We start from the raw sequence: 24,344 nt of genomic DNA, 5'->3' as shown, positions 1-24,344 counted from the left end.
CCCGCTGCGCCGTCCCTCGAGTCAGTCGAGCTCGAGGGGCGGCACGCCGGGCGTCTCGAACCCGAAGACCTGGCCGAGGAACGCCAGCTCGGCCTCCATCGTCCGAACGAGCGTGTCGGCGCCCCGGAAGCCGTGGCCCTCGCCCTCGAACGCGAGATACGCGTGCGGAACGCCGTTCTGCGCCAGTGCGTCGCGCACGGCCTCTGACTGCGACGGAGGCACGACGGTGTCGTCGAGCCCCTGCTCGATGAGCAGCGGCGTGCGCAGGCGGTCGAGGTGCGACAGCGGCGACCGCTCGATGTACAGCGCCTCCGCCTCGGGGAGCGGTCCGACCATGCCGTCGAGGTAGCGCGCTTCGAAGTCGTGCGTGTCTTCGGCGAGGCGCCGCAGGTCGGCCACGCCGTACCGGCTGATGCCGGCGCCGAAGGCGTCGGAGTTCGTGAGGGCGCAGAGCACCGTCCAGCCACCGGCCGAGCCGCCCGCGATCGCGAGCCGCTCGGGGTCGGCCGCGCCGGAATCGGCGTGGCCGCGCGCCGCTGCCACGACGTCGTCGACGTCCACCACGCCCCACTGCCCGCGCAGGCGTTCGCGGTAGGCGCGTCCGTACCCGCTCGACCCGCCGTAGTTCACGTCGAGCACGCCGATGCCGCGGCTGGTGAGATACGCGATCTTGCCGGATGCCGCGCCCCCGACGTGATCGGTCGGACCACCGTGCACGAACACGACGTAGGGTGGACGCTCCGTCTCGGGTCCCACGGCGCGGGGATTGGCCGGCGGATAGTCGAATGCGTGCACGGGTCCGTGCAGCCCGGCGAAGGTCACCGCTCGTGACCGCGGCATCCATTCGTCTCCCCACGGCGAGGTGCCGCCCACGATCAACCCGGTCGCGGACTCGTCGTCGACGTCGACCTCCCAGAGGCCGGCACCGCCGGAGCCGGCGCCCGACAGCAGCAGGCGGGATCCACGGACGTCTTCGATCGACAGGCGGGTGACGGCGTCGACGGCGACCTGGCGCTCGTCGCCGCCGTCGAGCACGACGAGCTTCTCGGAGCCGTCGGTGCGCACGGCCGCGACCCGGCCGTCGTCCAGGAGCGCGAACCAGCGCGTGCCCAGCACCCAGAGCGGCCCGCCGGTGTCGGCGTCCGCCTCGGCGAGCGGCTCATGGCGCAGGTCGGCAGTGAGCCGCAGCCGCCACAGGTTCCACCGCCCGGTCGGATCGTCGGCGTAGATCAGTTCGTCGTCGTCCGTCCAGACCGGCTGCAGCGGAGACGAGCCGCCGCCGGCCACGGTCGTCCACTCGGGACCGTCCTCGCCGTCGAGCCGCGCGACCCGCAGCTCGGCGCGGTCCCACGCCATGTGCGGGTGATCCCATGCGACCCACGCGAGACGGTGACCGCTCGGCGACAGCGCCGGATGGGCGACGAAGTCGCTGCCGCCGGCGAGCGACGGCAGTCGCGTCGCTCTGTCGGCGCCCGAGCCGTCGAGGGGGATCTCGACGATGTCGCGCACCGGCGTGCGGCCGCGCGTGTGGTCCTCGCGCACCGCCAGCAGCCGTCCGTGCTGGAGGGTCAAGCCGCCGTAGCGGACGTCGCCGGCGTCGCGGGTGAGCGGGCGGGGCTCGCCGTCGCGGTCCTGCCGCCAGACCCGCTGGTCGGACTTCTCGACGAAGTACAGGGTGCCCTCCTCGTCGGCCGTCCACGATCCGCCGCCGTACTCGTGCACGCGCGAGCGCGCGCTCCAGGGTGCGCGGAGCACGTCGACGACCGTTCCGGATGCCGCACGCCGGCGCACCGCCGAACGCCCGGCCTCCTCGGCGACGGACTCGCCCCACCAGACCTCGGAAGCCGGTCCGACGAAGCGCGCGCCTTCGAGGCGGGGCGACGCAGCGGAGACCTCCGCGGCCGAGATCGGGGAGCGCCAGCTGCCGTAGGGGAGCACGTCGGGTGTCGTCACGCACACCACGCTACGACGAAGTGCGGAGCCGGCGCGGACGAAACAGAACGTCACAGGTCGCACGGCGATGACTCCCTCCGCTACCGTGGACCCATCGTCGCCCGGTCGTCCTCACGGACGCCCCGAACCTCGGGGCACCGGGCAGGAGCGACAGCCGAGCCCGGCACCCGCCCGCGATGACACCCCCGCCGCCAGGGGCTCGACAGAGCTCCCGGCGGAGAGAGGTGCCGCGGCCGCCCGGGCCTTCCCGTTCGGCTCAGCCCTGTCCGCCGATCCTGAGAAGCAGGCCCATGTCGATCGACCTGAGCACTCCTCCCGTGCCGATCTCCTTCGAGGTGTATCCGCCGCGCTCCGACGCGGGGTTTCCTGCGCTGCATGAGACGATCCGTCACCTGGCTTCGGTCGACCCGCGCTTCATCTCCGTCACCTACGGTGCGGGCGGGTCGACGGGCGGCCGGTCGCTCGAGCTGCTCACGCACATCCTCCGCGAGACGCACATCGAGCCGCTCGCGCACCTCACGTGCGTCGGGAGCACCTATGCCGGGGCGAACGCCCTGATCCGCGAGTTCCTGGATGCCGGCATCACGAGCTTCCTCGCGCTGCGCGGCGATCCGCCGGCCGGGGCCTCGGAGGACGACCTGTTCCTCGGCGAGCTCGAGAGCGCGGCGCAGCTCGTGCAGCTCATCGACCGCGTGCAGGCCGAGCGCGCGCCCTACGCCGAGACGCCGATCCCCGGCGTCCCGGGCGCGGTGCGGGTCGAGAAGCGCCCCACCGTCGACATCGCGGTCGCGGCGTTCCCCAACGGACACCCCCGCTCCCGTCGTCCCTTCGAAGACATCGACGCGCTGCTCGCCAAGCAGGCCGCCGGCGCGACTCTCGCCATCACCCAGCTGTTCTTCCACTCCGACGACTACCTCGCGTTCGTGCAGCGCTCCCGCGAGGCGGGCGTCACCCTCCCGATCCTGCCCGGGATCATGCCCCTCACCTCGCCGGGACGGCTGCGGCGGGTCCTCGAACTCACCGGCGAGCAGCGTCCGGCCGATCTCGCCTCCGCCCTCGATCGAGAGCCGACGGCGGAGGGACAGCGCGACGTCGGCATCGCGCACGCGGCCCGCCTCGCGCGGGAGGTCGTCGACGGCGGTGCCCCCGGCATCCATCTCTACGCCTTCAACAACCACGACACCGTCCTCGAGGTGCTCCGCGAAGCCGGAGCGCTGAGCCCCGAGCCCCGAGTGTCCCACCCCGTCCACTGACGCAGGCGCCAACGTCCGTCGGGAGTCCCGACGGTCTCTTCGGCGACCCCGCAGCCCCCGAATCCCAGCCACCGACAACCGAAAGAGAGACGCACATGACCGACCCTCGCCCTCCGTTCCCGACCGGCACGATCCTCGGCTACCCCCGCATCGGCCGCCGACGTGAGCTCAAGCGCGCCGTCGAGGCGCACTGGTCGGGCGCGATCGACGCCGACGCGCTCGAGCAGACCGCGGCCGAGCTGCGTCGCGCGACGCGAGAGCGCCTCGCGGCGCTCGGTCTCGGCCGCGACGACTCGTCGATCCCCGAGTCGTTCTCGTTCTACGACCAGGTGCACGACGCCGCCGTCGCGGTCGGCGCGCTGCCCGAGCGCTTCGCCGCGCTGCGCGACGCCGACGGCCGGATCGGCCTCGACGCCTACTTCGCCGCCGCGCGCGGCGCAGGGGAGGACGCCCCGCTCGAGATGACGAAGTGGTTCGACACGAACTACCACTACCTCGTCCCCGAGATCGGGCCCGAGACGGTCTTCTCGCTCTCGGGCGACCGATTCGCGCGACAGGTCGCCGAGGCGAAGGCCGACGGGTTCACCGTTCGTCCCGTCGTTGTCGGGCCGGTCACGCTCCTCGCGCTGTCGAAGGCGACGGATGCCGCGCACGGCGGCGACGGCCGGGAGGGGGTCTTCGACCCGCTCGACCGTCTCGACGACCTGCTGCCGGTGTACGCGGAGCTCCTCGCGAGCCTGCGCGCCGCCGGTGCCGAGTGGGTGCAGCTCGACGAGCCCGCGCTCGTGAGCGAGAGCCTGCCGGCGACGCCGGAACGGCTGGCGGATGCCGCAGCCCGCGCATACGCAGTGCTCGGCGCCGCCGCGCAGCGGCCGGCGATCCTGGTCGCCGCCGGCTACGCGCAGCTCTCCGGCAACGCGTGGGAGGCGCTCGCCGCCGCCCCGATCGAGGGCATCGCCGTCGACCTCACGCGCGGGGGAGTCCCGGCCGCGGTCGAGGGGCTCTCGGGCAAGACGCTCGTCGGCGGTGTGGTCGACGGACGCAACATCTGGCGGGGCGACCTCGAGGGCGCATGGGAGACGCTGACGCAGCTCCGCTCCCTCGGGGCCGCCGACGTGACCGTCGGCACCTCCACCTCGCTCCAGCACGTTCCGCACGACGTCGAGGACGAGACGGCGTTGGACCCGCGACTGGTGTCGTGGCTCGCGTTCGCCGACCAGAAGGTCGGCCAGGTGGTCAGCCTCGCCACCGGCCTGGACCAGGGGCGCCCCGCGATCGCCGAGGCGCTGGCCGCGGCATCCGTCGCCCTCGCCGACCGCCGGAACGCGCCCGGGGTGCGAGACGGTGCGGTCCGAGCGCGGGCGGCCGCGCTCGCGGCCGCCGACTTCGAACGCGGCGACTACGACGCCCGTGTCGCCGCGCAGGAGGCGGAACTGGCGCTGCCCGTGCTGCCGACCACCACGATCGGATCGTTCCCGCAGACCGGCGACATCCGGCGCGCACGGGCGAGTCACGGACGCGGCGAGCTCGACGGCGCCGACTACGAGCGGTTCCTGCGCGACGAGATCGCGCGCGTCGTCACGCTGCAGGAGGAGATCGGCCTCGACGTCCTGGTGCACGGCGAGGCCGAGCGCAACGACATGGTGCAGTACTTCGCCGAGCACCTCGGCGGCTTCGCGGTGACCGAGAACGGCTGGGTGCAGTCGTACGGATCGCGAGCGACCCGCCCCTCGATCCTGTGGGGCGACGTCGCGCGCCCCGCACCGATCACCGTGGCGTGGTCGGCGTTCGCGCAGTCGCTGACCGACAAGCCCATGAAGGGCATGCTGACGGGACCGGTGACGATCCTCGCCTGGTCGTTCGTACGCGACGACCAGCCGCTCGGCGAGACGGCGAACCAGGTCGCACTGGCCCTGCGCGACGAGATCGCAGACCTCGAAGACGCGGGCATCCGCGTCATCCAGGTCGACGAGCCCGCCCTGCGCGAACTGCTGCCGCTCAAGAGCGCCGACCAGCCCGCTTACCTGAAGTGGTCCGTCGAGTCGTTCCGGCTGGCGACCGCGGGCGCCGTGCCGGCCACGCAGGTGCACACCCACCTGTGCTACTCGGAGTTCGACGTCGTCATCGACGCGATCGCGGCGCTCGACGCCGACGTCACCTCCATCGAGGCCGCCCGCAGCCGGGGAGAGGTGATCGGCGACATCGCGTCGTCGGGCTTCGCCGCCGGCATCGGGCCGGGCGTGTACGACATCCACTCGCCGCGGGTCCCGTCGGTCGGCGAGATCACCGAGCTGCTCGACCGCACGGTGGCCGAGCTTCCGCTGCGACGCGTGTGGGTGAACCCCGACTGCGGGCTGAAGACCCGCGGCTACGACGAGACCGTCGCGTCGCTCCGCAACCTCGTCGAGGCGACGCGGACGGTGCGTGCGGGCGTGCCGGCCTAGGGACGCTTCTTCGCTCCGGGTGCCGCGGCCGGGCCGGCCGCGGCACCCGGAGTCCCGTCGATCACCTCGGTGTCGACGGTGTCGGGGGAGCCGACGACCACGGTGTCGGCGATGACGAGGGTGTCGGCGTCTTCGGCGATGCCCGGGGCCTCGGCGTCAACCGCGCCGACCGCGTCCAGCTCCCCGTCCGCCTGCTCGTCCGGGCGAACCTGAAGGAGCTCGAGGATCCACGCCACGAGCAGCGCGACGATGAGGACGAGGAAGATGTCGCCCGCCGACAGCGGACGCAGGGCGAAGAGCCAGATGACCGCGAGGACCACGACCAGCGTGCGGACGAGTCCGCGGTAGCGGAAGAGCCAGGCGCCGACGCGTCCGGTGCGCAGACCGTGGCCGCCGAGTTGCCGGCGCAGCGAGGAGTTGACGTTCGAGATCGCCTGGCGAGAGCGCACTGCCGGCGACCAGCGGCCGGCGAACCATCCGATCACCGCGATCACGACGCCGAGGAGCACCGCGATCGAGGCGGTCTGCTGCATCGATCCGATGAGGCTCTGGTACACCACGTCGACAGCCGGTGCCGACACCCCGAGCTGAGCCGCTGTCTGGCCGACGACGGGGTAGCCGATGGCGAAGGCGAGCGCCAGCACGCCCCCACCCACGGCGAAGGCGATGCCCGAGCCCATGACCGCGGTGCTGCGGCGGCGCGCGATCAGGATGCCGAGCACGAACAGGCCGATCGTGATGATCGGCAGCCACCACCCGAGCGTGGTCGCGATCGCGTAGGTCGTGCGGATCGTGACGAGGGTCTCGCCGGTGCCGATGATGACGACCCTGTCGATGGCGGGGATCAGCTGGGCGATCCCCACGCCGCGGTCCATGAGGTTCTGCTTGACGCGCTCGACGATGGCGCCCAGCTGGATCCCGAGGCCGTCGTCGGTCATCACGACGATGCCGCCGCCGTCCGAGGTGGCCGCGGTCGTGAGCGCACGGTGCGCGGCCCGCGTGGTGGCCGTCCAGGTGTCGGCGAAGGCATCCGACTCCACCACGCGCGTCACCGTCTGCGTGAGGAGGTTCTCGAGGCCCGACGCGGCGGGCGCCTGGAGCAGCTGCAGCGCCTGCGAGGCGCGCGGGGGCAGGCCGAGCTGGTCGATGCCGTCGAAGACGTTCGCCGTGATCTCCTCGAAGTCGACCTGCGCCTCGACGGCCTCGACCGTCTCGTCGATGATCATCTGCTGGACGGCGGGATCCTCGGCGAGCGGTGCGAGCGTCTCGACGAACGCGGACTCGTCCACGAGCTCGAGGCGCGCCCACGCCGCCACGATCGAGATCGGCACGAGGATGCCGGCGATGACGATGCACAGCGCGGAGAAGAACGCTCTCCACCGGCTGCCCGCCGGCGCCGTCGACGCACGAGCGGCGGCGGCGTCGGTTCCGGCCCGCAGTCGGGCGTTCTCGGCTTCGAGGGCGTCGAGCCGCGCCTGGAGGTCTGCGGCGTCGCCTGCGGCGATCGTGTCGGTCATTCCCCCCTTATAGCGCGTCGCGAGCGGTGCTCACCACCCTTTCGGCCGCGCGTTCCGCAATGGGGCGACTCAGACCGCCCGGAGCACCGCCACGACCTTGCCCAGCACGGTGGCGTCGTCGCCGAGGATCGGCTCGAACGCCGAGTTGCGGGGAAGCAGCCACGTGTGGCCGTCGCGCTGCCGGAACGTCTTGACCGTCGCCTCTCCGTCGAGCATCGCGGCGACGATCTCGCCGTTGTCGGCGGTCGCCTGCGAACGCACGACGACCCAGTCGCCGTCGCAGATCGCGGCATCGATCATCGAGTCGCCCGAGACCTTCAGCATGAACAGGTCGCCCTTGCCGACGAGCTGGCGGGGGAGGGGGAAGATCTCCTCGACCTGCTGCTCGGCCGTGATCGGCACGCCGGCGGCGATCCGCCCGACCAGGGGGACCAGGGCGGCGTCGCCGACAGAGGGCGCGGCGTCGGCGGGGCTCTCGGTCGCCGTGCCGGGAAGGTCGATGAGCACCTCCATCGCCCGCGTCTTGCCGGCATCGCGTCGCAGGTAGCCGCTGAGCTCGAGCTGGTTGAGCTGGTGCGTGACGCTGGAGAGCGACTTCAGGCCCACGGCGTCGCCGATCTCGCGCATGCTCGGCGGGTACCCGTGGCGTGCGATCGACCGCTGGATCACCTCGAGGATCGCCAGCTGCTTGTCGCTCAGGCTCTTGCGCCGACGAGTCTGGGGCTTCTCGCGCCCGGCCGCGTCGCTCATGTCCGGCTCCGTCCTGCGCCCGCCGCGAGCGCTGTTTCTTCGAATGTCGGAGGCCCGTGGTGGGGTTCTCGTATCGAAACCGTATCCGGATCGCACGCGCGAGGGGAACATCTCGACCGCGTGTCGCGTTCGAGAGATCGTCCTCGGAATCCGGTGTTGACATCGTACAGACTCGAAGATAGCTTCGGAAGAGAGGTTCGCATTCGCCACCCCCGGCCGGGCGGTGAATGCGAATCTCTCCCCAGCAGGAGGAGAAGAGCATGACCGCGATCGGCTACACGACGTCCGTCCCTTCGCCGGCGCGCGCGACCAGTGCTGTGGCCCGCCGCGCGACGCGGCTGCGGCTGACCGTTCGTGGCCGCCGGGTGCTCGCGGCGCTCGCGGCCCTGCCGGCGATCATCGCGCTGAGCGCGGCGGTGCTCGGCGGCGGCGCTGCGCTCGCCTCGCGCGATGCGGGCGCGGCGGCAGGCTCTTTCAGCACAGTGACGGTCGCCCCCGGCGACACGCTCTGGAGCATCGCCGAAGAGGTGGCACCCGGCCATGACCCTCGCGACGTGGTCGACGACATCGTGCGCCTCAACGCGCTCGACAGCGTCGTCCTGCAGTCGGGGCAGAGCCTCGCCATCCCGGACGCCTACGACGCGACCCGCTGACCCCCGAGGGAGCGCGCAGAGCCGTCACGTGGGGGTCCGGCTTCTCACCACGGCTCTACCATGGTTGGGGTGAGTGCACGTCTCGAAGACCTCCCCCTCCGCGCCGATCTGCGAGGGCAGAAGCCCTACGGCGCGCCGCAGGCGCCCCTCCCGGTCGCACTGAACGTCAACGAGAACACGCATCCCGTCCCCCAGGAGGTCGCGGACGACATCCTCGACTCGATCGCGCGGGCACTGCGTGACGTGAACCGCTACCCCGACCGCGAGTTCACGGCGCTCAGAGAGGGGTTCGCCGACTACCTGGGCCACGGCCTCTCCCGCGATCAGATCTGGGCGGCCAACGGGTCGAACGAGGTCCTCCAGCACATCCTGCAGGCGTTCGGCGGTCCCGGGCGCACGGCGTTCGGCTTCACGCCGACCTACTCGATGTACCCGCTCCTGACGCGCGGCACCGGCGCCGAGTGGATCTCGGGCACGCGCGCCGCCGACTACACCGTCGGCGCCGACGAGGCGGCGGCGCAGGTGGCCGATGCCACTCCCGACGTCGTCTTCCTCTGCGCACCGAACAATCCGACGGGCACGCCGCTCGGGCTCGACGTCGTCGAGGCCGTCTACGAGGCGACCGACGGCGTCGTGATCGTGGACGAGGCGTACTTCGAGTTCGCCCCGCATGACGCGCGTTCCGCGCTGACCCTCCTGCCCGGCCGCGAGCGGCTCGTCGTGTCGCGCACCATGAGCAAGGCCTTCGCGTTCGCCGGTGCCCGCGTCGGCTATCTGGCCGCCGACCCCGCGCTGATCGACGCGCTGCGACTGGTGCGCCTGCCGTACCACCTGAGTGCGCTGACCCAGGCGGCGGCGTCGGCCGCGCTGCGCCACGCGCCCACGATGCTCGGCATGGTGGACGAGATCGTCGCGCAGCGCGACCGCATCTCGGCCACCGTCGAGGCGCTCGGCTACACCCCGCACGAGTCCTGGACGAACTTCATCTTGTTCGGCGGCGTCGCCGATCCCGTCGCCACCTGGCACGCGCTGTACGACCGGGGAGTGCTCATCCGCGACGTCGGCATCCCCTCCCACCTCCGGGTCACGGCGGGGACCGCGGACGAGACCACCGCGTTCCTCGACGCGCTCGCCTCGGTAGGATCGGCCGCATGAGCGCCGCATCCAGGACCGCCTCGCTGCGTCGAGCGACGAGCGAGTCGACCGTCGAGCTCGACCTCGATCTGGACGGCACCGGCCGGAGCCGCATCGACACCACCGTGCCCTTCTTCGACCACCTGCTCACGGCGTTCGCGAAGCACTCGCTGACCGATCTCACCGTGCGGGCATCCGGCGACACCGACATCGACGCGCACCACACCGTGGAAGACATCTCGATCGTGCTCGGGCAGGCGATCCGCCAGGCGCTCGGCGACAAGGCGGGCATCTCGCGGTACGGCGACGCGCTCGTGCCCCTCGATGAGGCGCTCGCGCAGGCCGTCGTCGACATCAGCGGCCGTCCCTACCTCGTGCACACCGGTGAGCCCGAGGGCTACGAGCACCACCTCATCGGCGGCCACTTCACCGGATCGCTGGTGCGGCACACGTTCGAGGCGATCGCCTTCAACGGCGCATTGACGGTGCACGTGCGCGTGCTCTCGGGCCGAGACCCGCATCACATCGCCGAAGCCGAGTACAAGGCGTTCGCGCGGGCGTTCCGCCAGGCCAAGGCGCTCGACCCGCTGGTCGAGGGCATCCCGAGCACCAAGGGGGCGTTGTGACGTCCGAGCCGTCCACCGATCAGGACCGGCCGGTCGTCGCCGTTCTCGACTACGGCTCGGGGAATGTGCACTCGGCCGTGAAGGCGCTCGTGGCCGCGGGTGCCGATGCGCGGCTGACCTCCGATCGGGGTCTCGTGATGGACGCCGACGGGCTGTTCGTGCCGGGCGTCGGCGCATTCCGCGCCGTCGCCGAGGCGCTGCGCGCCAGCCGCGGCGACGAGCTCATCGAGCGCCGGCTCGCGGGCGGTCGCCCCGTGCTGGGCGTCTGCGTCGGCATGCAGATCTTCTTCGAGCGCGGCGTGGAACGCGGCGTCGACACCGAGGGCATGGGGGAGTGGCCCGGGGTGGTGACCGAGCTGGACGCCCCGGTGCTGCCCCACATGGGCTGGAACACGGTGCAGGCGGGCGAGGGCTCGCGCCTCTTCCGGGGCATCGAGGACGAGCGCTTCTACTTCGTCCACTCGTTCGGTGCCCAGAAGTGGCTGCTCGACGTGCAGCCGCCCTTCCCCGAGCCCGTGCTCACGTGGTGCGAGTACGGCACGCCCTTCCTCGCCGCCGTGGAGAACGGACCTCTGTCGGCAACCCAGTTCCACCCGGAGAAGTCGGGCGATGCCGGCATCCGTCTCCTCGCGAATTGGATCGACGGGCTTCGCGGGGCTACCCTCTGAGACCGTGCCGTCTGCGGGATGACCTGCTCTCGACATCCCTCCCCACGACTTTCGATGCCTGAGCCAGGAGCCATGAACGATTTCGCGTCCACACCCAAGCTCGTCCTTCTGCCCGCCGTCGACGTCGCCGACGGCAAGGCCGTCCGCCTGACCCAGGGCGAGGCCGGCACCGAGACGAGCTACGGCGACCCGGTCGACGCGGCGCTCGACTTCGCGCGACAGGGTGCCGAGTGGATCCACCTGGTCGACCTCGACGCGGCGTTCGGCCGCGGCAGCAACGCCGGGGTCCTGCGCAAGGTGATCAAGCAGGTCAAGGGCGTGCAGGTCGAGCTCTCGGGCGGCATCCGCGACGATCGCACCCTCGAGGCCGCGCTCGAGAGCGGCGCCTCGCGCATCAACCTCGGCACTGCCGCGCTGGAGAACCCCGAATGGGCGGCCGACGTCATCGGCCGCTACGGCGACGCCATCGCGGTCGGCCTCGACGTCCGCGGCACGACGCTCGCCGCCCGCGGCTGGACGCGCGAGGGCGGCGACCTGTGGACGGTCCTCGACCGGCTCGAGGCCGCCGGCTGCAGCCGCTACGTCGTCACCGACGTCACGAAGGACGGCACCCTCAAGGGGCCGAACCTCGACCTCCTGCGCGAGCTGACGACCCGCACGCCCAAGCCGGTCGTCGCATCGGGCGGCGTGTCGAGCCTCGACGACATCGCCGCGTTGCGCGATCTCGTCCCGCTGGGCGTCGAGGGCGCGATCGTCGGCAAGGCGCTCTACGCCGGCGCGTTCACGCTCGCCGAGGCGCTGGATGTCGCCGGACACTGACCCCCACGCCCCGGGCCACGACCCGCACGGTCACGGCGCCCCGGGCCATGGCGGCCCGCACGGCCACAGCGCCGACTCCGCCGGCGTGCCGTGGGAGGGCCGGAGCTTCCAGGCGAACCCGCACGCGTCCGACGACGGCTCCGCCGACCCGGCGCTGCTCGCGGCGCTGCAGGCGTTCCGCGCGGGGTCGGTCGGTCAGCGCGAGGTCGTCGACGCCTATCGCCGCGCGCGCCTGCTGATCCCCCTCGTCGCCGAGAAGGGCGACCACGGCATCGGCGCGCACGGCCTCGAGGTCGACAAGACGCAGGAGCTCTCGATCGTGACGGTCGCGGCCCCCGACGGCCGGCGGGTGCTGCCGGTGTTCACGTCGGTCGAGGCGATGGCGCGGTGGGATTCCACGGCCCGGCCCGTTCCCGCCGACGGCGTCCGCACCGCGCTCTCGGCAGCCGCCGACGACACCGACCTCATCGTGGTCGACCCCGGCTCCGAGACGGAGTTCGTCCTCCGCCGGCCCGCCGTGTGGGCGATCGGGCAGGGGCAGCCGTGGGAGCCCAGCCACCTCTCGCCGGAGGTGTTCGCGGGCCTGCAGCAGAGCATCGGCGGCGAGCTGTCGGTCATCGACCTCGCGGTCGAGCCCGGCGACCCCGACGCGCGCCTGCGCGGCCCCGAGCTCGTGGTGCGTCTGCATCTCATGGACGGTCTCGAGAAGGCCGAGCTCGACGCGGTGCTCGCGCGGCTGGCGAAGCGCTGGGCGGCCGACGATCGCATCGCGGTGCTCGTCGACTCGCTCACCGTCAAGCTCGTGCGCGCCTGACCCGAGACAGACGTATCGTCCCGGGCGTAGAGTCCTCCTGGTTCGCGACGGCAGCCGCCCGTCGCAGGAGGTCGCAATGGAGCATCTCGAGTCCACCGCTTACACGCGTGCCCTGGGCGCGGCGTCCGACGCCGCGCACGAGTGGCTGGCCGCGCTCGACCGCCGGCCCATCCCGCCGCGGACGAGCGTCGAGGAGGTCAAGAGCGCGCTGGGCCGCGACCTCGAGACGCAGGCGACGGATGCCGAGACCGTCGTCCGCGACCTCGCGGCAGCCGTCGAGCCCGGACTCATGGGGATGCCCAGCGCGCGGTTCTTCGGCTGGGTGATCGGCGGGACGCAGCCGGCGGCGCTCGCGGCGGACTGGCTCGTGTCGGCGTGGGATCAGAACACCGCTCTGCGGGCCGTCACGCCGGGCGTGATCGCCGCCGAGGAGCTCGCCGGCGAATGGGTGCTCGACCTGCTCGGCCTGCCTCCGGAGTCGGACGTCGGCTTCGTCACGGGCGCGACGGTGGCCAACTTCACGTGCCTCGCCGCCGCGCGCGACGCGGTGCTGCGCGAGGTGGGCTGGGACACGTCGCTGCAGGGTCTCGCCGGCGGTCCCCGCGTGCGGGTGATCGTCGGCGCCGAGCGTCATGACACCGTCGACCACGCCGTGCGGATGCTGGGCCTCGGCGCGCCGGTCGTCGTCCCGGCCGACGACCAGGGACGCATCGACGTCGCCGCCCTCGAGATGGAGCTCACGTTCGACCACGGCCCGACGATCGTGGTGCTGCAGGCCGGCAACATCCACTCCGGCGCGTTCGACGACTTCGGCCGCGCGATCGACGCTGCGCACGTCCACGGCGCGTGGGTGCACGTGGACGGCGCGTTCGGGCTGTGGGCTGCGGCATCCGCCCGCTCGCGCGCTCTCGTGGCGCACGTCGAGCGCGCCGAGTCATGGGCGACCGATGCGCACAAGACGCTCAGCGTGCCGTACGACTGCGGCATCGCGATCGTCGCCGACGGCACCGCGCTGCGTGCGGCGATGGGCATGTCGGCGACCTACCTCAGCCGCACCGCGAGCGAGGACCACGCCGACCCGCACGATCGCGTGCCCGAGCTCTCTCGCCGCGCGCGCGGCGTGCCGACGTACGCCGCCCTGCGCGCGATGGGGCGCGACGGCGTGGCTGCGCTCGTGGATCGGCTGACGGATGCCGCGACCGCCCTCGCCGCGGGTCTCGCGGGTCTTCCAGGGGTCGAGGTCCTGAACGACGTCGTGTTCACGCAGGTGTGCGTCGCGCTGTCGGACGACGCGGCGACCGACGCGTGGGCCGACGCGCTGCGCGCCGAGGGGATCGCGTTCGCCTCGTCGTCGCGGTGGCACGACCGCTCGGTGCTCCGCTTCTCGGTCAGCAACTGGGCGACGGATGCCGCGCAGGTGGCGCGCACGCTCGAGGCCGCGGCATCCGCTCTCGATCGCGTGCGACCCGGCCTCGGCGCGACCCGTTCGCCGTCCGGTCGACCCTGACCTTTCGATCAGGTGATGGGGCCGGTCAGGTGACGGGGCCTGTCCACTTCTCGCCGGGGCCCTTGCCGATCGGGTCGGGGATCACGGATGCCTCGCGGAAGGCGAGCTGGACCGACCGCAGCCCGTCGCGCAGCGAGCGGGCGTGCATGTCGCTGATCTCGGGGGCACCGGCGGTGATGAGCCCGGCGAGGGCGTTGATGAGCTTGCGGGCCTCGTCGAGGTCGGTCTGCGTGGCGGGGTCGTCGGCCAGGCCCACCTTGACGGCGGCGGCGCTCAGCAGGTGCACGGCGGTCGTCGTGATGACCTCGACGGCCGGCACGTCGGCGATGTCGCGTGACGCGGAGGCGGCTGCCTGCTCCTGCTCCTCCCAGCGTGCCTGACGCTCGGCGTCGACCGCCGTCGCGCTCGTCGAGGGGTCGTCCTGGTCTCGAATCGTGTCCACGCCGTTCTCTCTGATAGACTGCTGCGGTCTCCGGTGCGCTCTGTACCGGATCGGAAAGTGGATCACATCCCACCCGCGCTTGCCGTTCCAGGCTACCGGGTCATGCACTCCGCCCCGACCGCTCTGCGGCCGGGGTAGCCGTCTGGGCGACCCGGCGGGAACTCCATCACCGGAGAGGGTGCAGGAAGTCGGCGCCGAAGCGCCTGACGGGTGGAGTGGATCTTCCTCCGCCCGCGACACGAACGTGTGTCGCGGTGGTCCAGCCCATATACCCAAGGAGTTCCGCATCAGCGATCCCCGCACCAACGACCGCATCCGCGTGCCCGAGGTCCGCCTCGTCGGCCCGAACGGAGAGCAGGTCGGCGTCGTCCGCATCGAGGTGGCGCTGCGCCTGGCCCAGGAGGCCGACCTCGATCTCGTCGAGGTGGCCCCGAACTCGAAGCCGCCCGTGGTCAAGATCATGGACTACGGCAAGTTCAAGTACGAGGCTGCGCAGAAGGCCAAGGAAGCGCGTCGCAATCAGGCGAACACCGTCCTCAAGGAGGTCCGGTTCCGCCTGAAGATCGAGGCCCACGACTACATCACCAAGCTCAAGCGCGCCGAGGGCTTCCTCCAGTCCGGCGACAAGGTCAAGGCGATGATCCTGTTCCGCGGTCGCGAGCAGTCGCGTCCCGAGCAGGGCGTGCGTCTCCTCCGCAAGTTCGCCGAGGATGTCGCCGAGTTCGGAACCGTCGAGTCGAACCCCACGATCGACGGCCGCAACATGGTGATGGTCGTGGCTCCGCACAAGAACAAGTCCGAGGTGAAGACCGAGCAGAACGCTCAGCGCGCCGCGAACAAGGAAGCCGCACGCTCGGCCCGCAACGGCGGAGCGCCGCAGGCCGACGCTGACGCCCCGGCGGCCGACGCCCCGGCGGCCGACGCCCCGGCCGCCTCAGAGGAAGCCACGGCCGAATAAGGCCCCCACAGACTCCCGCACCGCGGGATACCGACTCCCGCCTGGGCGGGAAGTGAAACGAAGGAAGAAGAGATGCCGAAGCAGAAGACCCACTCGGGCGCCAAGAAGCGCTTCAAGGTCACCGGCAGCGGGAAGCTCATGAAGCAGCAGGCGAACCTCCGCCACAACTTCGAGGGCAAGCCCAGCCGCCGTACCCGCCGCCTGTCGCAGGAGCAGGTTCTCGCCCCGGGCGACGCCAAGGTCGCGAAGAAGCTTCTCGGCCGCTGAGCGCGCCGACGCACGAATAGGAACATCAAGAAATGGCTAGAGTCAAGCGGGCCGTCAACGCCCACAAGAAGCGTCGCGTCATCCTCGAGCGCGCCTCCGGTTACCGGGGTCAGCGTTCGCGCCTGTACCGCAAGGCGAAGGAGCAGGTCACCCACTCGCTCGTCTACGCGTACCGCGACCGCCGCAAGCGCAAGGGCGACTTCCGCCGCCTGTGGATCCAGCGCATCAACGCCGCTGCCCGTCAGAACGGCATCACGTACAACCGCTTCATCCAGGGCCTCGGCCTCGCGGGTGTGCAGGTCGACCGCCGCATGCTCGCCGAGCTCGCGGTGAACGAGCCCAAGACGTTCGCGTCGCTCGTCCAGACCGCCAAGAAGGCGCTGCCCGAGAACGTCAACGCTCCGAAGAGCGCCTGACCCACGGCATCCGTTCTCCCGAAAGGGCGTCCTCCTCACGGAAGGGCGCCCTTTCGCCTTTCCTTGCCGAGGCGGCGAGCGGTCGTCGAGCGAGTGTGGTGAGAGCGAGAGGTAACGCGGATGCCGCGACCCTAGACTGATGCCGTGCTCGAGAACCCTCGCTCTCCGCGTGTCCGCGCCGTCGCGAAGCTGACCAAGCGGAGCGCCCGTCAGGAGACGGGGCTGTTCCTGCTGGAGGGGCCGCAGGCCGCGCGCGAGGCGCTGGCCTACCGGCCCGAGACCCTCGTCGAGATCTTCGCCACGCCGTCCGCGCTCGAGAAGCACACGGACGTGCGGGATGCCGCCAAGGACGCGGGGCTCGAGGTCGTCTACACGACCGAGGCCGTGCTCGACGCGATGGCCGACACCGTCACGCCGCAGGGCATCGTCGCCGTCGCACGTCAGTCGCCGACGTCGGTCCGCGAGATCTTCGCGGGCGCGCCGCGGCTGGTGGCGATCTGCGAGGAGGTCCGCGACCCGGGCAATCTCGGCACCATCATCCGCGCCGCCGACGCGGCCGGCGCCGACGCGGTGATCCTCACCGGTCGCACGGTCGACCCGTACAACCCGAAGGTGGTCCGTGCCACGACCGGCTCGCTCTTCCACGTGCCCGTAGCGGTAGGCGTCGATCTCGTCACCGCCGTCGAGAAGGCCCACGCGGCGGGCGTGCGCGTCATCGCGGCCGATGTCGGGGGAGGGGACTTCCTCTCATCGCGCGACATGCTGGCCGAGCCGACGGCGTGGCTGTTCGGCAACGAGGCGCGCGGCCTCGAGGACGAGGCGCTCGCGCTCGCCGATCTGTCGCTGCGGCTGCCGATCTACGGTGCGGCCGAGTCGCTGAACCTCGCGACGGCGGCGAGCGTCTGCCTGTACGAGACCGCGTTCGCCCAGCGCGCGAAGGGCTGAGCGGGCGCTGTTCCGGCGCTGTTACAACACGGTAAAGACGCGGCCCAGGTGTGGCTGAGTGTCGCTGCGCACCCCTAGTGTGATGGTCATGGCGACACCTGATGCACCGGCAGCGGCGCCGCGCACTTCGAACATCAACGTCCGTCGGGGCGAGCCGCTCGTGGTCGTCGACCACGTCGACAAGCACTTCGGCGACCTCCACGTCCTCAAGGACATCAACACCGTGGTCAACCGCGGCGAGGTCGTGGTGGTGATCGGCCCCTCCGGGTCGGGCAAATCCACGCTGTGCCGCGCGATCAACCGCCTCGAGACGATCGACTTGGGCAGGATCACGATCGACGGCGTGCCCCTGCCCGAAGAGGGCAAGGCGCTCGCGAAGCTGCGCGCCGACGTCGGAATGGTCTTCCAGTCGTTCAACCTGTTCGCCCACAAGACCGTGCTCGAGAACGTCACGCTCGGCCCGATCCGGGTGCGGGGCGTGAAGAAGAAGGACGCCGAGGCGAAGGCGATGCAGCTGCTCGACCGCGTCGGTGTGGCCAACCAGGCGAAGAAGATGCCCAATCAGCTGTCGGGCGGTCAGCAGCAGCGCGTAGCGATCGCACGGTCGCTGGCGATGAACCCGAAGCTCATCCTCATGGACGAGCCGACGAGTGCGCTCGACCCGGAGATGATCAACGAGGTGCTCGACGTCATGGTCGGCCTCGCGCAGGAGGGCATGACGATGATCGTCGTGACCCACGAGATGGGCTTCGCTCGCAAGGCGGCCGACCGCGTGCTCTTCATGGCGGACGGCGCCATCGTCGAGGAGGCCACGCCCGACCAGTTCTTCACCAACCCGCAGAGCGACCGGGCGAAGGACTTCCTCTCCAAGATCCTCGAGCACTGAAAGCCCCCAGCCGTTCCCAGCGGCCGGGATCCGAGAGGACCGTCACGAGCGGTCCCCACACAGCAAAGGACGAAGACATGAAGCGAATGCGACTTCCGCTGATCGCGCTGGCCGCGGCCGGCGCGCTCGCACTGTCGGCCTGTGCCTCCGGCGGCACGCCGGGCGGCGACGACACCGCCGCGCCCGAGCCCGAAGAGGTCACCTTCGAAGAGGGCACGACCATGGCCGAGCTGAACGAGGCCGGCTCGATCACGATCGGCACCAAGTTCGACCAGCCGCTGTTCGGCCTGATGGGCCCGTCGGGCACGCCCGAGGGCTTCGACGTGGAGATCGGCAAGATCATCGCGTCCGAGCTCGGCATCGCCGAGGAGGACATCGAGTGGAAGGAGGCCGTGTCGGCCAACCGTGAGCCGTTCATCCAGAACGGCGAGGTCGACATCGTCATCGCCACCTACACGATCAACGACAAGCGCAAGGAGGTCGTCTCCTTCGCCGGGCCGTACTACATGGCCGGTCAGTCGATCCTGGTGCTCGCCGACAACGACGACATCGAGAGCGAAGACGACCTCGTCGGCCAGCCGGTCTGCTCGGTGACGGGCTCGACCCCGGCGGCCAAGCTCGCAGAGATCGGCGCCGAGCCGGTGCTGACCGACACGTACTCGAACTGCCTCGAGCCCCTGCGCAACGGCCAGGTCGTCGCGGTGTCCACCGACAACGTGATCCTCGCCGGCCTCGCGGCTCAGAACGAGGGCGAGTTCAAGGTCGTCGGCGAGCCGTTCACCGAGGAGCCCTACGGCATCGGCCTCGCACTCGAAGACACCGACTTCCGCATGTGGATCAACGACGTGCTGGAGAAGGCGTACGAGGACGGCCGGTACGAAGAGGCCTGGAACTCGACGGCGGGCACGGTCCTGCCGTTCGTCGAGCCGCCGACTCCCGACCGCTACTGATCGACGGATGCTGCGGCCCGGCCTCATCGCCGGGTCGCAGCATCCTCCGCCCCCGCCTCGACCGCGAAAGGAGAGCCCATGGAGCAACTGTGGTCGCTGATGCCGACCTTCCTGGAAGGGTTCCGTGTCACCCTGCTGCTCCTCGCGGTGTCGGGCGTCCTCTCACTGATCCTCGGCACGCTCATCGCGGCGATGCGGATCTCGCCGGTCGGAGTCCTCCGCGGCTTCGCGGCGTTCTGGACCGAGGTGGCGCGCAACACGCCCCTCACGCTCGTCTTCTTCTTCACGGCCTTCGTCATGCCGATGCTCGGCGTCCGCGCGCCGTACGTGCTGCTCGCGTTCGTCGCCCTCACTTACTACACGGCGCCGTTCGTCGCCGAGGCGCTGCGCTCGGGGATCAACGGCGTGCCGGTCGGACAGGCCGAGGCGGCGCGGAGCATCGGCCTCGGCTTCGGCCAGACCGTCTCGCTCGTGGTGCTGCCGCAGGCGTTCCGCATGACGATTCCTCCGCTCATCAACGTCTTCATCGCCCTTACGAAGAACACCTCCGTCGCCGGCGGCTTCTTCGTGGTCGAGCTCTTCGCGACGACGCGACAGCTCGCCAACGACAACGGGAACATCGTGATTCCGATCCTGATCACCGCGGCGGTGCTCTACCTCGTCATCACCGTGCCGCTCGGCTTCGTCGCCGGGCGCCTCGAGAAGCGCTGGGTGGTGAAGCGATGACCGGTTCGAGCGTTCTCTTCGACGCGCCGGGACCCCGCGCCCGACGACTCTCGCTGATCGCGTCCCTCGTCTCGCTGGTCGTGATCCTCGCGGGAGTCGCGTGGATCATCATGACGCTCGCCGCGCCCCGCGAATCCGGCGGGATCACCCTCCCGGGCATGTTCGACGCCTCGCGATGGGACATCTTCGCCGACCCGCAGGTCTGGGCCTTCATCGGGCAGGGCGTCGTCGCGACTCTGCAGGCCGCGGCCGTGGCCGCCGTCGGCGCGATCGTCGTCGGCATCGCCCTCTCGCTGCTGCGCAGCTCCTCGATCGGCTGGATCCGCGTGCCGACGGCGTGGCTCATCGAGTTCTTCCGCGGCATGCCGGTGCTGCTCATGATGCTGTTCATCCTGCTGGTGGCATCGACCGGTGCGTTCTGGGCGGTCGTGATCGCCCTCGTGATCTACAACGGCACGCTGATCGGCGAGATCCTCCGCGCCGGTCTCGCGGCGCTGCCGCGAGGACAGCGCGAGGCCGCACTGAGCCTGGGGATGCGCGAGTTCCAGTCGAAGATGCTGGTGGAGTTCCCGCAGGCGTTCCGGCAGATGCTGCCGATCATCGTGGCGCAGCTCGTCGTCCTGCTGAAGGACACGTCGCTGGGCTACATCGTCGGCTACAACGAGCTCATCCGCACGAACATGAACATCCTCGCGAGCTTCTACGGCAACCGATACCTGTTCTCGCTGTTCGTCGTGACCCTCGTCATCTACCTCGCGATCAACCTGGCGCTGTCGTGGTTCGCGCGCTGGCTCGCGCGTCGTACCGCCAGCGGCGGGCGTCGCCGCGGCAGGACGACGGATCCGCTGAACCCCGCGGCGCTGCTCGAGGCGGAGGCCCGCGCAGACGAAGCCGAGCGCTCTGCGGCCAACCGCGGGCTCGGCCAGTACGACGGCACCGCCCACTGAGACGGCGGGCGAGCCCGTCGCCCGTCGGTAGACTCGTCTCTCGTGTCCGACGCTCCCGACCTGCGCCCATCGAATTCGGCCGAGATCACGCCCGAGGCGGTGAACGCCGCCGTCGACGCCGCCCTCGAGGCCGTCGCCGGCGCGGGCGACACCGCGGCGCTCAAGGCCGCGCGCTCCGCGCACTCCGCCGAGGGCTCGCCGCTGGCGAAGCTCAACGCCCGCCTGCGCGACGTGCCGAACGACAAGAAGGCCGAGTTCGGCAAGCTCGTCGGGCAAGCGCGCGGACGCGTGAACCAGGCCTTCGCGGCGCGCGAGGAGGAGCTGGCCGAGGCCGAGACCGCCGCCAAGCTCGAGGCCGAGCGCGTGGACATCACGGCCCTGGCGGCCCGCGCGCGCGTGGGGGCGCGGCATCCGATCTCCCTCCTGCAGGAGCAGGTCGCCGACATCTTCGTCGGCATGGGGTGGGAGATCGCCGAGGGACCCGAGCTCGAGCACGAGTGGTTCAACTTCGACGCGCTCAACTTCGACGTCGACCACCCCGCGCGTCAGATGCAGGACACGTTCTTCGTCGACCCGGTGGAGCGGCACCTGGTGATGCGCACGCACACGAGCCCGGTCCAGGTGCGATCCATGCTCGAGCGAGACCTGCCGCTGTACGTGCTGTGCCCCGGCCGCGTGTACCGCACCGACGAGTACGACGCGACCCACCTGCCGGTCTTCACGCAGTTCGAGGGCATCGTCGTCGACAAGGGCATCACGATGGCGCACCTCAAGGGCACGCTCGACCACGCCGCCAAGGTGCTGTTTGGCGCCGAGGCGAAGACGCGGTTCCGCGCGAACTTCTTCCCGTTCACCGAGCCGTCCGCCGAGCTGGACCTGTGGCACCCGACGTTCAAGGGCGGGGCGCGGTGGATCGAGTGGGGCGGCTGCGGGATGATCAACCCCAACGTGCTGCGCGCGGCGGGGATCGACCCGGAGGAGTACTCGGGCTTCGCGTTCGGCATGGGCATCGAGCGGACGCTGATGTTCCGCAGCGACGTCCAGGACATGCGCGACATGGCCGAGGGCGATGTCCGCTTCAGCGAGCAGTTCGGAATGGTGGTCTGATGCGCGTCCCGCTCTCATGGCTTCGTGAGTACGTCGACGTCCCCGCGGACGCCTCGCCCGAGGACGTCCTCGCGGCGCTCGTGCGCGTCGGCTTCGAAGAGGAGGACGTGCACCGCTTCGAGCTCCAGGGTCCGATCGTCGTCGGCGAGGTTCTCGAGTTCGTCGAAGAGCCGCAGTCGAACGGCAAGACGATCCGCTGGTGCCAGGTGCGCGTCGCGCCCGACGGCGAGACCGCGGCCGACGGCGGCGACGCCGTCCACGGCATCGTGTGCGGCGCCCGCAACTTCTTCGCCGGCGACAAGGTCGTGGTGACGCTTCCGGGCGCCGTGCTTCCCGGCCCGTTCCCGATCGCGGCGCGCAAGACGTACGGCCATGTGTCGGACGGCATGATCGCGTCGGCCAAGGAGCTCGGTCTGGGCGAGGAGCACAACGGCATCCTGCGGCTCGTGGAGCTCGGCATCGACGCACCCGTCGGCACCGACGCGATCGAGCTGCTCGGCCTGGACGACGTCGCCGTCGAGATCAACGTCACCCCCGACCGCGGCTACGCGCTCTCGATCCGCGGTGTGGCGCGCGAGTACTCGCACTCGACGGGCGCGACCTTCCGCGACCCGGCGGATCGGCCCTGGGAGGAGCTCGCACCGGGCTCCGGCTTCGCGGTCAGCGCCGACGACATCGCGCCGATCCGCGGCCGCGCCGGAGTGACGGAGTTCGTGGCGCGCGTCGTCCGCGACGTCGATCCGACCAAGCCCACGCCGGCCTGGATGATCGCGCGGCTGTCGCTGGCCGGCATCCGCTCGCTCGGCATCCTGATCGACATCACCAACTACGTCATGCTCGAGCTGGGTCAGCCGATCCACGGCTACGACCTCGACAAGCTCCAGGGCGGCATCACCGTCCGCCGTGCGACGGCGGGGGAGAAGCTCGAGACGCTCGACGGCAAGGTCCGCATGCTCGACCCCGAAGACCTCCTCATCGCCGACGAGTCCGGCCCGATCGGCCTGGCGGGCGTCATGGGCGGCGGCGCGACCGAGATGGGCGACACCACCCGCAACGTCCTCATCGAGGCGGCGACGTTCGACACAGTGTCGATCGCGCGCACGGCCCGGCGCCACAAGCTGCCGAGCGAGGCATCCCGCCGCTTCGAACGGGGAGTCGACCCGCTCGTGCCCTTCGTCGCTGCGCGCCGCGTCGCCGACCTCATGGTCGAGTACGCCGGCGGCACGAGCGACGACGCCTACGGTGCGGCCCTGTTCGCCGAGGTGTTCATCCCCGGCATCGAGCTGCCCCCGACCTTCGTGCAGCACCTCATCGGCGTCGACTACACGCCGGGACAGATCGAGGCCGCGCTGCGCCTCATCGGCTGCGAGGTCGTCGAGGCCGAGGACGACGCCGCCGGCTGGCAGGTGATCCCGCCGTCGTGGCGCCCCGACCTCACCGACAAGTGGACGCTCGCCGAGGAGGTCGCCCGCATCGAGGGCTACGACCGCATCCCGTCGGTGCTGCCGCTCCCGCCGTCGGGTCGCGGTCTCACGCCGCTGCAGCAGGGCCGCCGCCGCGTGGCGAACGCCCTCGCCGCTGCGGGCTACGTCGAGACGCCGTCGTTCGGCTTCACGACCGAGGAGCAGAACGACCTCCACGGCTCGGCCTCGGGCGAGCACCTGCCGAGCGTGAAGCTGGCGAACGCGCTGGACGGGCAGTCCCCGTTCCTGCGCCGGTCGCTCGTGCCGGGTCTCCTGCAGGTCGCGCACCGCAACGTGGCGCGCGGCTTCACCGACCTCTCGCTCTTCGAGAGCGGTGTCGTGTTCCTGCCCGAGCCCGGCGTGCAGTACGGCACGTCGCACGTGCCGCCGCTGGCGGTGCGACCGGATGCCGCGACCCTCACCGAGCTCGACGCGTCGATCCCGCCGCAGCGCCGTCACCTCGCGGTGCTGCTGACCGGCAGCCTCGTCGCGAAGCAGCCCGGAGTCGCGCCGGTGACCGCCGAGCTCGCGGACGCGCTGGACGCGATCCGCACGGTCGCCGCTGCCGCGGGTGTCGTCATCGACGTCGCGCAGGGCGCGCGCGCCGCGCTGCACCCCGGTCGCACCGGCGTGCTCTCGGTCGGCGGGACCGAGGTCGGGTACGTCGGCGAACTGCTGCCGGCCGTGGCCGAGGCATCCGATCTCCCGGGTCGCGTCATCGTCGCCGAGCTCGACCTCGACCTCGTGCTGTCGCTCGCGGGCGAGAAGGTCGTCGCCGCGTCGCTGTCGGGCTTTCCGACCGCCACGCAGGACGTGTCGCTCGTCCTCGCCGCCGACGTACCCGCTTCGGACGTGCGTGCCGCGCTCGTCGAGGGCGCCGGGTCGCTGCTCGAGTCGCTGCGCCTGGTCGACGACTACCGCGGCCAGGGCGTGCCCGAGGGGCAGAAGAGCCTCACGTTCGCGCTGCGCTTCCGCGCTCCCGACCGCACGCTCACGGCCGCCGAGGCGACCGAGGCGAAGCTCGCGGGCGTGGCCGTCGCGGCCGAGCGGTTCGGCGCGACGCTGCGCGAGTGATCCGGCTCCGCTGAGGGCGGAGAAG

23 protein-coding genes are annotated in these 24,344 nt (G+C 71.3%); 19 read left to right on the top strand and 4 right to left on the bottom strand.

The features are described 5' to 3' along the window. Window positions 1–21: 21 nt before the first annotated feature. Window positions 22–1,953, bottom strand: coding sequence for a S9 family peptidase (locus tag IM770_RS16110; RefSeq protein ID WP_203582178.1), 1,932 nt, complete (start codon window positions 1,951–1,953; stop codon window positions 22–24). 290 nt (window positions 1,954–2,243) lie between these two features. On the opposite strand from IM770_RS16110, the gene IM770_RS16105 reads away from it, so the two are divergent. Continuing rightward, on the top strand, window positions 2,244–3,206 hold the full coding sequence (locus tag IM770_RS16105) for a methylenetetrahydrofolate reductase (RefSeq protein ID WP_203582177.1): 963 nt from the start codon (window positions 2,244–2,246) through the stop codon (window positions 3,204–3,206). Between the two features lie 95 nt (window positions 3,207–3,301). Continuing rightward, on the top strand, window positions 3,302–5,650 hold the full coding sequence (gene metE / locus IM770_RS16100) for a 5-methyltetrahydropteroyltriglutamate--homocysteine S-methyltransferase (protein WP_203582176.1): 2,349 nt from the start codon (window positions 3,302–3,304) through the stop codon (window positions 5,648–5,650). Here metE and IM770_RS16095 read toward each other — a convergent pair. Together IM770_RS16095 and lexA are read right to left on the bottom strand one after the other, a co-directional pair. Beyond that, window positions 5,647–7,167 carry a hypothetical protein gene (locus tag IM770_RS16095; RefSeq protein ID WP_203582175.1) on the bottom strand — a complete coding sequence of 507 codons (1,521 nt, stop codon included), beginning with the start codon at window positions 7,165–7,167 and terminating at the stop codon, window positions 5,647–5,649. The genes metE and IM770_RS16095 overlap by 4 nt on opposite strands. 69 nt (window positions 7,168–7,236) lie before the next feature. After that, on the bottom strand, window positions 7,237–7,917 hold the full coding sequence (lexA, locus tag IM770_RS16090; RefSeq protein ID WP_203582174.1) for a transcriptional repressor LexA: 681 nt from the start codon (window positions 7,915–7,917) through the stop codon (window positions 7,237–7,239). A gap of 260 nt (window positions 7,918–8,177) precedes the next feature. Between lexA and IM770_RS16085 the strand changes: the two genes are divergently transcribed. From IM770_RS16085 to IM770_RS16055, 7 genes are all read left to right on the top strand, one after another. Continuing rightward, entirely contained in the window at window positions 8,178–8,570 is a 393-nt protein-coding gene (locus IM770_RS16085; protein WP_203582173.1) for a LysM peptidoglycan-binding domain-containing protein, read from the top strand. A 60-nt stretch (window positions 8,571–8,630) separates the two neighbouring features. Next, entirely contained in the window at window positions 8,631–9,725 is a 1,095-nt protein-coding gene (locus IM770_RS16080) for a histidinol-phosphate transaminase (RefSeq protein WP_203582172.1), read from the top strand. Next, window positions 9,722–10,330, top strand: a complete 609-nt coding sequence (gene hisB, locus IM770_RS16075) for an imidazoleglycerol-phosphate dehydratase HisB (RefSeq protein ID WP_203582171.1) — start codon at window positions 9,722–9,724, stop codon at window positions 10,328–10,330. Before IM770_RS16080 ends, hisB begins: the two co-directional genes overlap by 4 nt. Then, window positions 10,327–10,998, top strand: a complete 672-nt coding sequence (hisH, locus tag IM770_RS16070; protein WP_203582170.1) for an imidazole glycerol phosphate synthase subunit HisH — start codon at window positions 10,327–10,329, stop codon at window positions 10,996–10,998. The genes hisB and hisH overlap by 4 nt, the downstream gene beginning before the upstream one ends. 72 nt (window positions 10,999–11,070) lie before the next feature. Then, on the top strand, window positions 11,071–11,817 hold the full coding sequence (priA, locus tag IM770_RS16065) for a bifunctional 1-(5-phosphoribosyl)-5-((5-phosphoribosylamino)methylideneamino)imidazole-4-carboxamide isomerase/phosphoribosylanthranilate isomerase PriA (RefSeq protein ID WP_203582169.1): 747 nt from the start codon (window positions 11,071–11,073) through the stop codon (window positions 11,815–11,817). Then, on the top strand, window positions 11,801–12,631 hold the full coding sequence (locus tag IM770_RS16060; RefSeq protein ID WP_203582168.1) for an SseB family protein: 831 nt from the start codon (window positions 11,801–11,803) through the stop codon (window positions 12,629–12,631). Before priA ends, IM770_RS16060 begins: the two co-directional genes overlap by 17 nt. Window positions 12,632–12,707: 76 nt before the next feature. Next, on the top strand, window positions 12,708–14,138 hold the full coding sequence (locus IM770_RS16055; RefSeq protein WP_203582167.1) for a pyridoxal phosphate-dependent decarboxylase family protein: 1,431 nt from the start codon (window positions 12,708–12,710) through the stop codon (window positions 14,136–14,138). Between the two features lie 25 nt (window positions 14,139–14,163). On the opposite strand, the gene IM770_RS16050 is transcribed toward IM770_RS16055, so the two are convergent. Beyond that, window positions 14,164–14,580: a DUF1844 domain-containing protein gene (locus IM770_RS16050; RefSeq protein WP_203582166.1), complete on the bottom strand. Its 417-nt coding sequence runs from the start codon at window positions 14,578–14,580 to the stop codon at window positions 14,164–14,166. Between the two features lie 319 nt (window positions 14,581–14,899). Here IM770_RS16050 and infC point away from each other — a divergent pair, with 319 nt between their 5' ends. The 10 genes from infC (at window position 14,900) to pheT (ending at window position 24,319) form a co-directional block, all read left to right on the top strand. Continuing rightward, a complete protein-coding gene (gene infC / locus IM770_RS16045; protein WP_307785484.1) occupies window positions 14,900–15,538 on the top strand; it encodes a translation initiation factor IF-3 in 639 nt (212 codons plus the stop codon). A 72-nt stretch (window positions 15,539–15,610) separates the two neighbouring features. Continuing rightward, complete coding sequence (rpmI, locus tag IM770_RS16040; protein ID WP_045297246.1) at window positions 15,611–15,805, top strand: 50S ribosomal protein L35; 195 nt, start codon at window positions 15,611–15,613, stop codon at window positions 15,803–15,805. Window positions 15,806–15,837: 32 nt separating this feature from the next. After that, entirely contained in the window at window positions 15,838–16,221 is a 384-nt protein-coding gene (gene rplT, locus IM770_RS16035) for a 50S ribosomal protein L20 (protein ID WP_045297244.1), read from the top strand. 144 nt (window positions 16,222–16,365) lie between these two features. Beyond that, window positions 16,366–17,166 (top strand): TrmH family RNA methyltransferase, encoded by an 801-nt coding sequence (locus tag IM770_RS16030; RefSeq protein ID WP_203582165.1) that lies wholly within the window; start codon window positions 16,366–16,368, stop codon window positions 17,164–17,166. 88 nt (window positions 17,167–17,254) lie between these two features. Continuing rightward, the gene (locus IM770_RS16025) at window positions 17,255–18,052 is read left to right on the top strand and encodes an amino acid ABC transporter ATP-binding protein (protein WP_239066341.1); all 798 of its coding nucleotides are present in this window, start codon (window positions 17,255–17,257) and stop codon (window positions 18,050–18,052) included. Between the two features lie 77 nt (window positions 18,053–18,129). Continuing rightward, entirely contained in the window at window positions 18,130–19,002 is an 873-nt protein-coding gene (locus tag IM770_RS16020) for a glutamate ABC transporter substrate-binding protein (protein WP_203582164.1), read from the top strand. A 78-nt stretch (window positions 19,003–19,080) separates the two neighbouring features. Continuing rightward, window positions 19,081–19,728, top strand: a complete 648-nt coding sequence (locus IM770_RS16015; protein ID WP_203582163.1) for an amino acid ABC transporter permease — start codon at window positions 19,081–19,083, stop codon at window positions 19,726–19,728. Further along, on the top strand, window positions 19,725–20,675 hold the full coding sequence (locus IM770_RS16010) for an amino acid ABC transporter permease (RefSeq protein ID WP_203582162.1): 951 nt from the start codon (window positions 19,725–19,727) through the stop codon (window positions 20,673–20,675). The genes IM770_RS16015 and IM770_RS16010 overlap by 4 nt, the downstream gene beginning before the upstream one ends. 42 nt (window positions 20,676–20,717) lie before the next feature. Beyond that, a complete protein-coding gene (pheS, locus tag IM770_RS16005) occupies window positions 20,718–21,782 on the top strand; it encodes a phenylalanine--tRNA ligase subunit alpha (RefSeq protein WP_307785483.1) in 1,065 nt (354 codons plus the stop codon). Continuing rightward, complete coding sequence (gene pheT / locus IM770_RS16000) at window positions 21,782–24,319, top strand: phenylalanine--tRNA ligase subunit beta (protein ID WP_203582161.1); 2,538 nt, start codon at window positions 21,782–21,784, stop codon at window positions 24,317–24,319. Before pheS ends, pheT begins: the two co-directional genes overlap by 1 nt. Window positions 24,320–24,344: the final 25 nt, after the last annotated feature.

Origin of the sequence: Microbacterium hibisci, from assembly GCF_015278255.1 — a bacterium.
In the GTDB taxonomy this organism is placed as follows: domain Bacteria; phylum Actinomycetota; class Actinomycetes; order Actinomycetales; family Microbacteriaceae; genus Microbacterium; species Microbacterium hibisci.
This window is presented reverse-complemented; position numbering and strand designations above follow the sequence as displayed.

Coding starts and splice junctions, on each gene's coding strand:
- IM770_RS16105 (WP_203582177.1), top strand. CDS start 2,244: ATGTCGATCGACCTGAGCACTCCTCCCGTGCCGATCTCCTTCGAGGTG.
- metE (WP_203582176.1), top strand. CDS start 3,302: ATGACCGACCCTCGCCCTCCGTTCCCGACCGGCACGATCCTCGGCTAC.
- IM770_RS16095 (WP_203582175.1), bottom strand. CDS start 7,167: ATGACCGACACGATCGCCGCAGGCGACGCCGCAGACCTCCAGGCGCGG.
- lexA (WP_203582174.1), bottom strand. CDS start 7,917: ATGAGCGACGCGGCCGGGCGCGAGAAGCCCCAGACTCGTCGGCGCAAG.
- IM770_RS16085 (WP_203582173.1), top strand. CDS start 8,178: ATGACCGCGATCGGCTACACGACGTCCGTCCCTTCGCCGGCGCGCGCG.
- IM770_RS16080 (WP_203582172.1), top strand. CDS start 8,631: ATGGTTGGGGTGAGTGCACGTCTCGAAGACCTCCCCCTCCGCGCCGAT.
- hisB (WP_203582171.1), top strand. CDS start 9,722: ATGAGCGCCGCATCCAGGACCGCCTCGCTGCGTCGAGCGACGAGCGAG.
- priA (WP_203582169.1), top strand. CDS start 11,071: ATGAACGATTTCGCGTCCACACCCAAGCTCGTCCTTCTGCCCGCCGTC.
- IM770_RS16060 (WP_203582168.1), top strand. CDS start 11,801: ATGTCGCCGGACACTGACCCCCACGCCCCGGGCCACGACCCGCACGGT.
- IM770_RS16055 (WP_203582167.1), top strand. CDS start 12,708: ATGGAGCATCTCGAGTCCACCGCTTACACGCGTGCCCTGGGCGCGGCG.
- rpmI (WP_045297246.1), top strand. CDS start 15,611: ATGCCGAAGCAGAAGACCCACTCGGGCGCCAAGAAGCGCTTCAAGGTC.
- rplT (WP_045297244.1), top strand. CDS start 15,838: ATGGCTAGAGTCAAGCGGGCCGTCAACGCCCACAAGAAGCGTCGCGTC.
- IM770_RS16025 (WP_239066341.1), top strand. CDS start 17,255: ATGGCGACACCTGATGCACCGGCAGCGGCGCCGCGCACTTCGAACATC.
- IM770_RS16020 (WP_203582164.1), top strand. CDS start 18,130: ATGAAGCGAATGCGACTTCCGCTGATCGCGCTGGCCGCGGCCGGCGCG.
- IM770_RS16015 (WP_203582163.1), top strand. CDS start 19,081: ATGGAGCAACTGTGGTCGCTGATGCCGACCTTCCTGGAAGGGTTCCGT.
- IM770_RS16010 (WP_203582162.1), top strand. CDS start 19,725: ATGACCGGTTCGAGCGTTCTCTTCGACGCGCCGGGACCCCGCGCCCGA.
- pheT (WP_203582161.1), top strand. CDS start 21,782: ATGCGCGTCCCGCTCTCATGGCTTCGTGAGTACGTCGACGTCCCCGCG.